Annotated in this window: 14 protein-coding genes; 10 read left to right on the top strand and 4 right to left on the bottom strand. The window is 42.9% G+C overall.

The window, feature by feature from the left end:
* Window positions 1-1,019 precede the first annotated feature (1,019 nt).
* From ndhL to B9T16_RS19540, 4 genes are all read left to right on the top strand, one after another.
* Window positions 1,020-1,235: an NAD(P)H-quinone oxidoreductase subunit L gene (gene ndhL, locus B9T16_RS19555; RefSeq protein ID WP_006616115.1), complete on the top strand. Its 216-nt coding sequence runs from the start codon at window positions 1,020-1,022 to the stop codon at window positions 1,233-1,235.
* Entirely contained in the window at window positions 1,235-1,588 is a 354-nt protein-coding gene (locus B9T16_RS19550) for a DUF3007 family protein (protein WP_006616114.1), read from the top strand. The genes ndhL and B9T16_RS19550 overlap by 1 nt, the downstream gene beginning before the upstream one ends.
* 30 nt (window positions 1,589-1,618) lie before the next feature.
* Window positions 1,619-2,440 (top strand): tryptophan synthase subunit alpha, encoded by an 822-nt coding sequence (trpA, locus tag B9T16_RS19545; RefSeq protein WP_006616113.1) that lies wholly within the window; start codon window positions 1,619-1,621, stop codon window positions 2,438-2,440.
* Window positions 2,441-3,015: 575 nt separating this feature from the next.
* The gene (locus B9T16_RS19540) at window positions 3,016-4,029 is read left to right on the top strand and encodes an aldo/keto reductase (RefSeq protein WP_006618949.1); all 1,014 of its coding nucleotides are present in this window, start codon (window positions 3,016-3,018) and stop codon (window positions 4,027-4,029) included.
* A gap of 1 nt (window position 4,030) precedes the next feature.
* On the opposite strand, the gene B9T16_RS19535 is transcribed toward B9T16_RS19540, so the two are convergent.
* Window positions 4,031-4,681: a hypothetical protein gene (locus tag B9T16_RS19535; RefSeq protein WP_006618948.1), complete on the bottom strand. Its 651-nt coding sequence runs from the start codon at window positions 4,679-4,681 to the stop codon at window positions 4,031-4,033.
* Between the two features lie 216 nt (window positions 4,682-4,897).
* On the opposite strand from B9T16_RS19535, the gene B9T16_RS19530 reads away from it, so the two are divergent.
* The 6 genes from B9T16_RS19530 to B9T16_RS19505 all read left to right on the top strand — a co-directional run bounded on the left by B9T16_RS19530 (window position 4,898) and on the right by B9T16_RS19505 (window position 9,608).
* Window positions 4,898-5,218 carry a hypothetical protein gene (locus tag B9T16_RS19530; RefSeq protein ID WP_006618947.1) on the top strand — a complete coding sequence of 107 codons (321 nt, stop codon included), beginning with the start codon at window positions 4,898-4,900 and terminating at the stop codon, window positions 5,216-5,218.
* Window positions 5,219-5,295: 77 nt separating this feature from the next.
* Entirely contained in the window at window positions 5,296-5,835 is a 540-nt protein-coding gene (locus B9T16_RS19525; RefSeq protein WP_006618946.1) for a GIY-YIG nuclease family protein, read from the top strand.
* Between the two features lie 182 nt (window positions 5,836-6,017).
* Entirely contained in the window at window positions 6,018-6,233 is a 216-nt protein-coding gene (locus B9T16_RS19520; protein ID WP_231852191.1) for a hypothetical protein, read from the top strand.
* Complete coding sequence (locus B9T16_RS19515) at window positions 6,184-8,712, top strand: dynamin family protein (RefSeq protein ID WP_410245544.1); 2,529 nt, start codon at window positions 6,184-6,186, stop codon at window positions 8,710-8,712. The genes B9T16_RS19520 and B9T16_RS19515 overlap by 50 nt, the downstream gene beginning before the upstream one ends.
* A gap of 92 nt (window positions 8,713-8,804) precedes the next feature.
* Window positions 8,805-9,047 (top strand): HNH endonuclease, encoded by a 243-nt coding sequence (locus B9T16_RS19510; RefSeq protein ID WP_006618944.1) that lies wholly within the window; start codon window positions 8,805-8,807, stop codon window positions 9,045-9,047.
* Window positions 9,048-9,119: 72 nt separating this feature from the next.
* Entirely contained in the window at window positions 9,120-9,608 is a 489-nt protein-coding gene (locus B9T16_RS19505) for a cobalamin biosynthesis protein (RefSeq protein WP_050856777.1), read from the top strand.
* Window positions 9,609-9,636: 28 nt separating this feature from the next.
* Here the strand turns inward: B9T16_RS19505 and B9T16_RS19500 are convergent, their stop codons facing one another.
* From B9T16_RS19500 to B9T16_RS19490, 3 genes are all read right to left on the bottom strand, one after another.
* The gene (locus B9T16_RS19500; protein WP_410245543.1) at window positions 9,637-10,614 is read right to left on the bottom strand and encodes a cysteine synthase A; all 978 of its coding nucleotides are present in this window, start codon (window positions 10,612-10,614) and stop codon (window positions 9,637-9,639) included.
* A gap of 111 nt (window positions 10,615-10,725) precedes the next feature.
* A complete protein-coding gene (locus B9T16_RS19495) occupies window positions 10,726-11,364 on the bottom strand; it encodes a peroxiredoxin (protein ID WP_006618941.1) in 639 nt (212 codons plus the stop codon).
* 134 nt (window positions 11,365-11,498) lie between these two features.
* A partial coding sequence (locus B9T16_RS19490) for a 4-hydroxy-3-methylbut-2-enyl diphosphate reductase (RefSeq protein ID WP_410245542.1) occupies window positions 11,499-12,512 on the bottom strand: 1,014 nt, incomplete at its 5' end.

Genomic DNA, 12,512 nt, shown 5'->3' with positions numbered 1-12,512 from the left:
CAGCTAGGTGGCTCAAAAGTGTTCCGATGTCCTGAGTGTGGGTTCACTCTACCCAGGGACTGGAACGGTGCTTTTGGAATCTTTCTAAAAGCTTTGCGGGATACCGCCTCTGTTACCTTAACGGGTAATAGTGCTATCGTCGCATTGTCAGGCAATAGCCGGATAAATGTCGCGTAAATGTATCAGTAGTTATAGTGTTTGACAGATTGATTAAGTTGTGCTTATTGATTAACCCGTCAATAATTAAGATTTGTTGCTAGGGGATATGCACCAATTGTCCCGTGTGCTAAGACTGAATGGAGTGCATATTGAGCGTGACGGTACGACTATTGGGTTAAGTAAATTCCCGCTATCGCACTGCGGATAAGGGTTTGATGATAGTGGGGGCGGTGGGACTTGAACCCACACGACCGGTGAAGGTCAACGGATTTTCATCCTCTCGCAGCTTTCGCTACAGCATCAGGTAGGTTGATCCCCGCCTAATTGCCTTGAGAATTGGACTCTCTCTTTACCCTCGGCTTAACGTTAGGGTAGCTCCCGTCGAGTCTCTGCACCTTCCGATCAAGAAGTTCCAGAAATTAGGTATTTCCTTCACCCCTTCAAGGGCTTGGCTCAGGATTGCCTTGTCTGCGAACAGATTTAGGTTTCCCTGAGTTTGAGAGCAGTCACTTGAGGGATTTCTCACCCCAAGGCTCAGTTTTCTAAGTCCGTAGCGTCTACCATTCCGCCACGCCCCCAGGTCGCTTGTTTAAAAGCACGATCTATATTTGAGCATCTTTCTGGAATTTTGGCAACTATTTTCCCAAATTTTTTGGAGATCAGGGAAAACTGGGAGCGATCGCCAGTGGTGGGAGAGCCTCATAGAGCCTATCTGTAATATCATATACCCGGCGTAAACCCGCGCCTACAAATATGTATGACCCGATCGCTGGTCATTGGTGACGTAGCAAAACTGGTCACTGGTCACTTTTCGCGGTTTAATTATAAAGACTGTCGTTGGATTGTCGGATCACCCAACTATGCTGATTACACTGTTACTGTATGTTATTCTCGGTGGCACCTACCTAGTGGTAGCCCCAGGGGCTTTGTATTTTTACCTGAAAACTCGCTGGTATGTAGCTGGTTCCGTAGAGCGGTTACTGATGTACTTTCTGGTTTTCTTTTTATTTCCAGGACTGATTTTGCTGTCACCGTTCCTAAATTTTCGTCCCCAACCCCGACAAATTGAAAGCTGATGCGACGAATTGATGTAATTGGGATTGGGATTGGCATTTTTGTAGCCGGAGGTCTGTTGTACTGGGTTTTTCAGTTATCAGGCTTTGATAGTAGCAAAGCGGGAATTTGGAGTCAGGCGATCTTGGTGGGAGGGTTAGTCCTGTGGCTACTCACCTACCTATGGCGCGCCGTCACCCAGACCATGACCTATAATCAACAGCTCAAAGATTACGAGGAAGCGGTGATTGAGAAGCGCATAGCGGAAATGACACCGGAACAACTCCAACAACTTCAGGCTGAAGTTGACCAAGAAAAACAGCAAAAACCTGTCCATCGGGAGTCTGGGTCTGTAGATGAGCAATCAAAAAGCTAACCGGACTATCCCCACATATTCGAGTTTGAAATGATTTCAGTTTCTGAATGTTTCCAAAAGTTGCGCTCTGAGAGTCCAGCTAATGGCGATCGCCGCCAATGTGCGCTGATTCCATTTATCACAGCCGGAGATCCTGATTTAGATACTACCGCTAAAGCCCTCCAGATTTTAGATCAAAATGGAGCAGACCTGATCGAGTTAGGGGTTCCCTACTCTGACCCCTTGGCTGACGGTCCAGTTATCCAAGCTGCTGCTACCCGTTCCTTAAATCGGGGAACTCGGCTAGATGGGGTTTTGGAGATGCTGAAAACTGTTAGCCCTACCATCAAGGCTCCGATTATCTTATTTACTTATTACAATCCCATTCTGTATCGGGGGATTCCTGAGTTTCTCGCACAGATTAAGGATGCTGGGGTAAAGGGGTTAGTAGTTCCAGATTTACCCCTGGAAGAGGCTGAGATTCTCCTATATCCAGCTAAGGAACAGGGGATTGAATTGGTGTTGTTGGTGGCTCCTACCAGTTCCTCCGATCGCATTGAGGCGATCGCTCGTCAGTCCCAGGGTTTTATTTACCTGGTCAGTGTTACCGGAGTTACTGGAATGCGATCGCAGGTTCAGACCCGGGTTGAGGATTTACTTAAACAAATGCGCTCTCTCACCGATAAGCCTATTGGTGTCGGGTTTGGTATTTCTCAACCAGAACACGCTAAACAAGTCCGGTCTTGGGGTGCTGATGCTGTGATTGTGGGAAGTGCTTTTGTGAATCGACTGGCGGCGGGTTCCCCCGAACAGGGATTAGAGGCGATCGCCAGTTTTTGTCAGACTTTGAGAACCGCTATTGATCACGATTAATCTATAGAAACCTCCCCAATAGTCGAGCCTCACCATATCCCCAAAAGAAAAAGGCTAGAAGTTGTAGTGCTCCCATAAACACTCAGCTTCCAGCCCTTTGAAACCCTCGTAATGTGCCTTTCAGTCACTATAATGCAAGGTTTGTTGTCAAACTGCAAGGGGTCTGTTGCAATTACCCACTTTTTCTCGATCGCTCCAAATTACCGCCAAAGAAAAAGGCCGGAAGTGCAGTGCTCCCATAAACACTTATCTCCCAACCTTTTGAAACCCTCGTAATGTGCCTTTCTGTTATCATCATAGCAAGTTAATCAGAAAAGATCAAGGGGTCTTTTGCAATTACCCACTTTTTCTCAATAACCATAAGTTACCGCCAAAAAAAAAAGAGGCCAGAAGTGCCGTGTTCCCATAAACACTTAGCTTCTCGCCTTTTGAAACCCTCGTAATGTGCCTTTCTGTTATCATCATGGCAAGTTAATCAGAAAAGATCAAGGGGTCTTTTGCAATTACCCACTTTTTCCATAAAAATGACCCATTCAGGGGATAGCAAACCTTAAAAGGAACTTGAATCATTGGCTATGTTAACATCATCTTCTCGATTCCAATTTACCGAAGACCTCAATATCTGTCGTATCTTAAATGGAATGTGGCAGGTTTCTGGGTATCATGGACGCATTGATCCCCGGGTGGCGATCGAAACCATGTTTCAATACCATGATGCTGGTTACACTACTTGGGATCTGGCGGATCATTATGGACCTGCTGAAGATTTCATCGGGGAATTTAGACGACAAATGGCTAATTCTCGCGGTCAGGAAGCCTTAGCAACTATTCAGGCGTTTACTAAGTGGGTTCCTAGACCTCAAAAAATGACTCGGAATATTGTTGAGAAAAATATTGATATTTCTCTCAAGAGAATGAATGTGGATTGTCTGGATTTGCTTCAATTTCACTGGTGGGATTATCGCGATGATAACTATTTGGAAGCATTGCAACAGATGACTATTCTACAATCCGAGGGAAAAATTAAGCATTTGGCTTTGACTAATTTTGATACTGAACATTTGCGGGTCATTGTGGAAAATGGGATTAAAATAGTCTCTAATCAGGTGCAGTTTTCCCTAGTCGATCGCCGTCCTTTGCTGGCTATGGTAGACTTCTGTCAAACCCATGATATTAAATTACTTCCCTATGGAGTTCTCTGTGGTGGGTTCTTATCGGAACAGTATTTAGGGAAGCCTGAACCTATGGCTATGATGTTAAAAACTGTTAGCCTCAAAAAATATAAAAATATGATTGATGCTTGGGGAGGCTGGAAGTTATTTCAAGAGTTGCTGACTGTGTTAAAATCCATTGGCGATCGCCATGGGGTCACTATTTCTAATGTCGCGGTTCGCTATATCCTCGAACAGCCTACGGTGGCGGGAGCCATGGTGGGAGCGCGGTTGAGCATTTCTCAACATATTGATGAGAACGCTAAAGTCTTCGATTTCAGCCTAGATGAAAGCGATCGCCAACAAATTCATCAAGTCACTAATCGAGGACAAAACCTATTTGAGATTATTGGCGACTGCGGTGATGAGTACCGTTAAACTAGCTCAGTATATTGTTACCTTGTTGTAGTTTTTTGACCGCGACAGTCAGACGTTTTAAATAAGGTTTAACAATCTCTCTATTCTGGTTTTGCAGTTCCCTCACCTGTTGGTAAATAATCCCTAGTTGTTGTTCTACTTTAATCAAGTTTCCGTGAGATAAAGGGGGTTGGGATAAATGCTCCGAAACGGTAGCAGGTGGATGTTGTTTCATATCATTGATGGTATTTTCCATCAACCGAAACCGAACATTCATCACTTCCCAATCCTCATGACGCAAAGCGTTTTGTTCCAAACGCTGAGTTACCCTTTGTAATTCCGTCAGCACATCTGTAATTTGATCTAGGTCACTATTTTCCTCTGTCGGTCCTGGTAACATCTGAACCTGATCATAAAGGGATTTTACCACCCCACGAACATCAGCGATCGCTGCATCCGTACTCTGTTTAACTTGTTGCTCAAAGCGTTGGCGGTTGACTATATTCAGCGCTACAGCCACAGTTAAAGGAGCCGCCGCCAGTAACAGGGGGCGAAATATAATCGCTGCTACCAGCGAACCCACCCCAGAGGCGACCACAGATACATATTCGGCAATTTTGAGCCAATCTCGCTGATTTTCAGAGGTTGGGGGCGAGGGTTCTGTCGTTTGCATGGCTGTCGCTATTTTGGAGAAAACTGTTATAGAGTCATGCTAACGCAAACTGTCAGCAACGTAGGCAATATTTTTGAGATTATATCTTTTCCGTCTCCAGATTTTCCAGTTTTTGGGCAATTATACCCTTGGGAATATCCCCCCTAGTGGTTTAGAATATACAGTCAACAACGGGAAGATTACCTGTTATTGCTCAACTAGCCTTGAATGGGAGTTATGAAGTTAAAAGTTATCGAAAATTTTGATGGCTCTTTTACCCTAGAACCATCAGCCAAATCCATACTGTTTACTCTCCTAACCAGTGATACATTTATCAATCAGATGAGACAGGAAACTCAAGGAGATGGGGTAGAATTTACTGAGTTGCTCTTTCAACCTGTCCCCTACAGCATTAATACCCCCAAAGGAATGCCACCGGAACTAGAAGAATATTATCACTCCGATGATTATATCATTGTGAATGTTCCGCCTAATTATATGTTCCAGGCGAAGATTTTTAAACCTAGTCGCCTCTGTGCTATCTATCGTCGAGTTTAATGGCTTAAATGTCTCTGTTTATAGCCCTAGCCCGGTGGCTGGTGGTATTGTTGTTTCTTGCACAAAATTAATCAATTATGACTTCCTCAACTGAGATAATTCCCCTTAGTGGTCTGGAATTTATTGCCTATCTGGATGATTCCGGAAAATTACCAGAATCCTTATCCGGAAAAATCGGGGTTTATGCCATTTTTAATCAATCACAGGTTTTACAATATGTAGGCTATTCTCGTGATGTTTTCCAAAGCATAAAACAGCATTTAGTGCGTCAACCAGAAGGGTGCTATTGGCTGAAAGTACAAACTATTAATCGCCCTAGTAAGACCCTTTTAGAGGCAATTCGCGATGGTTGGATAGCTGAAAATGGTTCGGTTCCTCCTGGTAATGCTGAATATAGCGATCGCTGGAATCAACCTATTGATGTCAAGCCACAAATGACCTCGGACGAAGTGGCTAAGTTTGATAGTCTTGATGAAATTGGCAAGGATAAACTGCTTAAAACGGTCGCCAAAAGAGTAGAGGTAAATATTTTATCTGCCTTGGAAAAACGAGGATTACAGGAGGAAATCCGCTTTAACCCTAAACTCAAAACTCAGGGAATCCTGGATTTAAAGTGATGGTTTACTCCTATTGATTAATTAACAATATCCCCACTTTTTTCATATTCAATTAATCTCAATCTGTATAAACACGGATGATGAATAATTAAGCTACTAGCCACTGCTTAGGAAGGGGAAAACCTACCATTTTAAGGGGTTGACTGAATCTCCTATTTATCCTAGAATAATGTGTCAGGGTCTTGGCTGACTACAGTGGCTGGATTCAGGCTTCCCCAATGGTGGGAGTCGGTGTTGGTGTGGCTAGTAATTGTCAGACCAAAAAAATTAAAATCTTTTCGGGAATAGCTAAAAATGATGCTGTAGTTAGCGGGGACGATTTTAAGATATTAAAGGATGGTACAGATCATGTCTGTGAATATTCCGCAATGCCAGAATTTGGATCAGCAAGTCAATAGTGTAATTAAGCTATTATTGCAGGAATCATCTTTGCGATCGCAGGATTTATCAGCAGTCCGAACGTCATTAGAAAAGGCAATTTCTCCAAGATTTGAGATTGTATTTGCTGGCGCTTTTAGTGCGGGAAAATCGATGCTAATTAACGCTCTCTTAGGGCGAGAATTGCTGTATAGCGCTCAGGGACACGCCACGGGTACTATTTGCTATATTGAATATGCTGCTACTCCATCAGATGAAAAGGTGGTGCTGACCTTTTTAAGTGAAGTAGAAATTCGGGAGCAAGTCCACGAACTTTGTCAAACATTGGGGTTATCGACTCCGGGGAATCTTCATGAAATAGAGGAAGCGAAACGACTCCAGGAAGCGGCGAAAACACTCTATGAACAAGAGGGGGGGGAAAGTCGGAATCAGCGCGCCAAACGAGCTAAAGCCTTGGAACAATTGTTAGCTGGTTTTGTAGCGAATCGGGATAAAATCAACGCCAATAATAACACGATTTTATCTATGGGAGAACTCGCTGATAATGGTGTTGATTCAGCCTCCTTATATGCTCGTCGTAGTCAAAATAGTGCAGTTATTAAAAAGATAGAATATTACTGCCATCATCCCCTCTTAGAAGATGGTAATGTAATTATTGATACGCCGGGAATTGATGCACCTGTCCAACGAGATACACAGATTGCTTATGATAAAATTGAGCATTCTGATACCTCGGCGGTGGTCTGTGTATTTAAAACAGCAGCTAATGGGGAACTGACCTCAGAAGAGACTCAGTTACTAGAACGCATTCAGAATAATTCTGGGATTCGCGATCGCGTTTTTTATGTATTCAATTATATTGATGCGACTTGGTATGATGACCAGCTTAAAAACTGTTTAAACCGTCATTTACATACTCAATTCAGCAGTAGCGATCGCGTTTATAAAACCAGTGGATTATTAGGGTTTTATGGGGAGTTAATCCGTCAAACTCATGGTAGCGATCGCTGGGGTTTAGATTCAATTTTTGCCAAGGGTAATCTCTCTCATCAAGAGGCGGAAGAGACCCCTAAATTCATAGTAGAATTTAATAACTACTTTTTCACTTCTGGTCAACTTTCCCGGAGTAGCTTTCCCATTACTCCAGCCATAGGTTATGCGGAAACCCATCAAGAAAAGTATCTACAAATTCTGAATGCTCACGGCTACAATTTGATGGAGCAATTAGTTCTTGATAGTGGGATTGATCAGTTTCGTGATGATATCACCCGCTATCTCACCGAAGACCGCCGACCCCAGCTTTTTCAAGCCTTAGCAGAAGACCTCCGACCTGTCTGCATTTCGTTAAGGTCTTATTATCTGCAAAACTGGTGGGATTTAGAAAATCAACCTAAAGAAATCGATGCAATTAAGGATTTACAATTACGACAACTTAGCCAAGACTTAAAAACCATAGGTGACGAATTTGAGCAGTATATTAAGGCTCATCTTAATCAAACTGTAGCTAGTAACGAGAATGCTATTTATGATCGAGATTTTCGGAACTTACAAAGAAAGATGATTGAGCGTTTAGATACACTGATTCAAAAATTCTCGGTAGGTGAAGCCTACAAAAGCGCTCAAAGTAACCACCCCAATAGTGCTGTAGTTCCTCTGTTAGCCATATTAGCGGAGGCTTTTTATAGCTTATCGGATGATTTAAAAGTCACCCTAGTAGAGTGCTGTGAGACCTTGGTGGCTAACTTTTTCCAACAGTTAACTGAACAAGTCCATCAAGCTGACTTTTACCATCGCCTATATCGTCTGTTGGGTAATGATGGCGGTATTGATGCTACCTTAAATCAACTTCAGCGTAAAGTTCATGATGCTGTAATTAGTGCGGCTAACACCGAATGCGGTGCTTATGTGCGAGAAACTCCAGAGTTTTATGCAGAGGGAACAGTCCCCCATTTCCAACTACGTCAAACGTTACGGGAAGCCTGTAATAGTGCTGATTATCAAGGGATGGTTGAAGCGGAACCCGCTATTCGTCAACTGCTGAAAATTGACTTTGAGAAAAAGGTTAAAAGAACAGTTCTCCGCTATTTTCGGACTGTGATTAATCTGACTATCAATGATAACTTGCAGGTGGGCGCTAAACATCAATCTCAGACGATTTTTTCTCAATACGAGACAGCACGAGCTAATCTAGCTAAAACCTTGGAACAGGAAGCGGAAGAAAAGCTGGAGCATAATCATCAATTACAAGAAAAAATTAAGCAGACAATTGATGCTTATAATAACTCAGTAATAGCGATTAATGATTGTTTGGTGGCTATGGGTTTAGGACGGGGTAAATTACCTGCTATTAAGGATACAGACCTTGATCCGGTTTTCAATTACCAACAACCAGCTTTTACAGAACCATCATATAATATTGAGGATGAGCAGGAGACTTCCCCAGAAATCTTTGATGCTGAGTTTACACCAACAGAGAAAAATCCGGTGATGAGCGAGTAAAAGTTTTGTAGGGGTTGGTTATGCTGGTATCTGGCTGAAGCTAACCCCCCCGTTGATTGTTGGCTATAGGAACCCCAAACCAGGAAATAAACATGAGTAAAACACCCCGCATTCCTTTCCCTCCGGCTGTTCGTAAATATGTTTATGAACGAGATAATTTTACTTGTCAAAGTTGCGGAAAAACTAATAAAGAGGCGCGGCTAACTATTGACCATATTATTGCATTGGCTAGGGGGGGAAGTAATGACCTGAGTAATTTACAGACCCTCTGCTGGGAGTGTAATCGGAAAAAACTCCATTATCACGATCGCCGTTTTCGTCGTCATTTCACTTAACGGAGGTTGGTCATGATGAAGGTTTGCTAAAATGACGGTTTAAGTAGATATAATCATCCCTTTTGTGAATTAATGACAAACCTGTGGCTAAAAAAATTGTCGTCGTCTCAGAAGGTTTTGTGGGTAGGTATAGGTTGTCAACGTCACACTCCCAAACCCGTGATAGAAACCGCTATTAAACAGGTATTTCAGGAACATCAATTAGCGGAAGATGCTATCATTGGGATTGCTACCATAGACGGAAAGGCTGATGAACCAGGGTTAGTAGAATTATGTAGCGATCGCCACTGGATTTTACAGACATTTTCACCCCAACAATTGCAGGGTGTCAAGGTTCCCAATCCTTCCATGGTAGTACAGCAAAAAACCGCCACCCCCAGCGTCGCGGAAGCCGCAGCATTACAGGCGGCGGGAGTTTCAACCTTACTGATTCCTAAATGTATCTATAGAGTGGAAAATCTCACGCCAGAAGGGGCAAAAATCAGCCAAGCGGTGACTATAGCGATCGCCAAAAGTACATTTATTGATAGTCGTGAAAAGATAGGGAATAGGACTGACTAGCTAATCCCATTCCCCATGAGGGTAAATTTTAACTGACGGGTAATAGTCCCCGTTCAGCCAACCATTGTTTATTGTAGAGTTTAGATTGATAACGTCCGCCGCCATCACATAAGACAGTAACAATGGTATGTCCGGGTCCCATTTGTTTAGCTAATGCGATCGCCCCCCCGACATTAATACCAACAGACCCCCCCATAAATAACCCATCTTTTTCTAAAAGCTGATAAACCACGCGCACCGCCTCTTGGTCATCAACTTGTATAGCATCATCAATAGGAACATCCTGCATATTAGCAGTAATCCTACTATTACCAATTCCCTCAGTAATTGAGTTTCCCTGGGGTTGAATTTCACCAGTTTTCACATAACTGTATAAACCACTACCCATTGGGTCAGCCACCACAGTTTTAATATTCGGGTTTTTTTCCTTCAAAAACAGAGACACCCCCGCAAAGGTTCCCCCCGTACCTGTAGCCGCCACCCAAGCATCAATTTTGCCATCAGTTTGAGACCAAATTTCTGGTCCAGTGGTTTGATAATGTGCTTCTCGGTTAGCTAAATTATCAAACTGATTCGCCCAAATGGCATTATCCATTTCCGCCGCCAAACGTCCCGATAATTTCACATAATTGTTAGGGTCTTTATAGGGAACAGCGGGAACTGCGCGCACTTCAGCGCCCAAAGTTCTCAAGGCTTCCATTTTTTCTACAGATTGAGTTTCAGGTATCACAATCACGCATTTATAGCCCTTAGCATTACAAATATGGGCTAGACCAATACCTGTATTTCCGGCCGTACCTTCTACCACTGTGCCGCCGGGTTTTAGCAAACCTTTTTTTTCGGCATCTTCGATAATATATAAAGCCGCCCTATCTTTAACAGAACCGCCAGGATTTAAAAATTCTGCTTTTCCTAAAATTTCACAACCCGTCTCATCACTAAAACTATTTAATCTGATTAAGGGAGTGTTTCCTACAGCTTCTACAAAGCCACGTTTGATATCCATCGCAAATTTTTTAAATGTTGGTCTTGTGATAATTCGGGGATGAGAGATTATCAAGATTATGGCAATTATAAATCCATCCACTCATCCCCTACTTTTCAAAGGTTAAATATCCTACTTATTAGGTTGAGGAGTCATGCGTAAATAGGGCTTAATTTCCTTGTAACCTTTAGGAAATTTCTGTTTGAGTTCTTCCGGATCTTTGAGGGAGGGAACAATTACACAATCTTCCCCATCTTGCCAATCAGCAGGGGTAGCCACACTGTAGTTGTCGGTGAGTTGTAAGGAGTCAATCACCCGCAAAATTTCGCTAAAATTACGTCCGGTGCTAGGGGGATAAGTTAGGGTCAGGCGTAACTTTTTGTTAGAGTCAATGACGAAAACAGTACGGACGGTTAAAGATGCGTTAGCGTTGGGGTGAATCATATCGTAAAGATCCGATACTTGGCGATCGCTATCAGCTAAAATCGGGTAGTTAATATTAGTTTGCTGAGTCTCGTTGATATCACCAATCCAACCTTTATGGGAGTCCGCATCATCCACACTGAGGGCGATTACTTTAACATTGCGTTTATCAAACTCTGGTTTGAGTTTAGCAACAGTGCCTAATTCAGTAGTACAAACAGGGGTATAGTCCGCTGGATGGGAGAACAGGACAACCCAGCTATCCCCCGCCCAATCATAGAAGTTAATCTCTCCTTCTGAAGAGGATTGGGTAAAGTTAGGGACGGTATCACCTAATCGCAAAGTCATGGTTTTATTTCCTCCAAATTATGATAGGAACAACGTATTTTTTGATTATACTCCGGTTTGGCGATCGCATAACATTTACAGCATTTCTACCTACCGGAGCATCCGCAAATTATGCCCAAGGGGGGATATGATAACTACACTGTCACCGCTAGGGCTTTGTGGGCAAAGATTTTTTGAATTGCCTCTTCCACCACGCGGTCAGGAGTGGATGCACCAGAGGTAACACCGACAATAATTTCTCCTTCTGGTAGCCATTGTGCAGAAATTTCCAGGTCTTTATTAAGGGGTTTATGTTCAATTTTATTCCCCTCAAGAATGCGATCGCTACTATCGATATGATAAGAAGGGATACCCCGTTCAATCGCCATCTCTTGCAGGTGAGTAGTATTAGAAGAGTTAAAACCGCCAATCACTACCATTAAATCCAGCTTTTCTTCTAATAACCCAATCATCGCATCCTGACGTTCCTGGGTAGCATCACAGATAGTATTGAAACTTTGGAAATGTTCATTGAGATTTGCCGGGCCGTATTTTTGCATCATCGTCCGTTCAAACAGCTTCCCAATTTGTTCAGTTTCGCTTTTTAACATAGTAGTTTGGTTAGCGATACCGACAGATTCCAAATCCCGATCTGGGTCAAAATTAGCCGAATAAGCATTAGCAAACTTAGCCAAAAACTCCTCACGGTTCCCACCAGTAAGGATATAATCAGCCACATATTCTGCTTCGGCTAAGTTCAACAGCACCAAATACTTATCAGCGAAGGAACTCGTAGCCACAGTTTCTTCATGCTTATATTTACCATGAATAATTGAGGTGTACTGTTTTTTCTTATGTTTTTCTACCGTATTCCAAACCTTAGAAACCCAAGGACAGGTAGTATCAATAATTTTACACCCCTTATCATTCAGGATTTGCATTTCCTGAACACTAGCGCCAAAAGCAGGAAGGATGACCACATCACCACTACCCACCACCGAAAAATCTTTGTCCGAGTCATTGACCGGGATAAACTCAACATTCATATCCCGCAAATGTTGATTAACTGAGGGATTATGGATAATTTCATTAGTGATCCATATTCTTTCAGTCGGGAAGTGTTGGCGAGTCTCGTAAGCCATAGCCACAGCCCTTTCAACCCCCCAGCA

Source organism: Arthrospira sp. PCC 8006, from assembly GCF_046480465.1.
In the GTDB taxonomy this organism is placed as follows: domain Bacteria; phylum Cyanobacteriota; class Cyanobacteriia; order Cyanobacteriales; family Microcoleaceae; genus Limnospira; species Limnospira platensis.
The sequence above is the reverse complement of the archived record's forward strand: the minus strand, read 5'-3'. Positions and strand labels throughout refer to the sequence as shown.

Coding starts and splice junctions, on each gene's coding strand:
- ndhL (WP_006616115.1), top strand. CDS start 1,020: ATGCTGATTACACTGTTACTGTATGTTATTCTCGGTGGCACCTACCTA.
- B9T16_RS19550 (WP_006616114.1), top strand. CDS start 1,235: ATGCGACGAATTGATGTAATTGGGATTGGGATTGGCATTTTTGTAGCC.
- trpA (WP_006616113.1), top strand. CDS start 1,619: ATGATTTCAGTTTCTGAATGTTTCCAAAAGTTGCGCTCTGAGAGTCCA.
- B9T16_RS19540 (WP_006618949.1), top strand. CDS start 3,016: ATGTTAACATCATCTTCTCGATTCCAATTTACCGAAGACCTCAATATC.
- B9T16_RS19535 (WP_006618948.1), bottom strand. CDS start 4,681: ATGCAAACGACAGAACCCTCGCCCCCAACCTCTGAAAATCAGCGAGAT.
- B9T16_RS19530 (WP_006618947.1), top strand. CDS start 4,898: ATGAAGTTAAAAGTTATCGAAAATTTTGATGGCTCTTTTACCCTAGAA.
- B9T16_RS19525 (WP_006618946.1), top strand. CDS start 5,296: ATGACTTCCTCAACTGAGATAATTCCCCTTAGTGGTCTGGAATTTATT.
- B9T16_RS19515 (WP_410245544.1), top strand. CDS start 6,184: ATGTCTGTGAATATTCCGCAATGCCAGAATTTGGATCAGCAAGTCAAT.
- B9T16_RS19510 (WP_006618944.1), top strand. CDS start 8,805: ATGAGTAAAACACCCCGCATTCCTTTCCCTCCGGCTGTTCGTAAATAT.
- B9T16_RS19505 (WP_050856777.1), top strand. CDS start 9,120: ATGACAAACCTGTGGCTAAAAAAATTGTCGTCGTCTCAGAAGGTTTTG.
- B9T16_RS19500 (WP_410245543.1), bottom strand. CDS start 10,614: ATGGATATCAAACGTGGCTTTGTAGAAGCTGTAGGAAACACTCCCTTA.
- B9T16_RS19495 (WP_006618941.1), bottom strand. CDS start 11,364: ATGACTTTGCGATTAGGTGATACCGTCCCTAACTTTACCCAATCCTCT.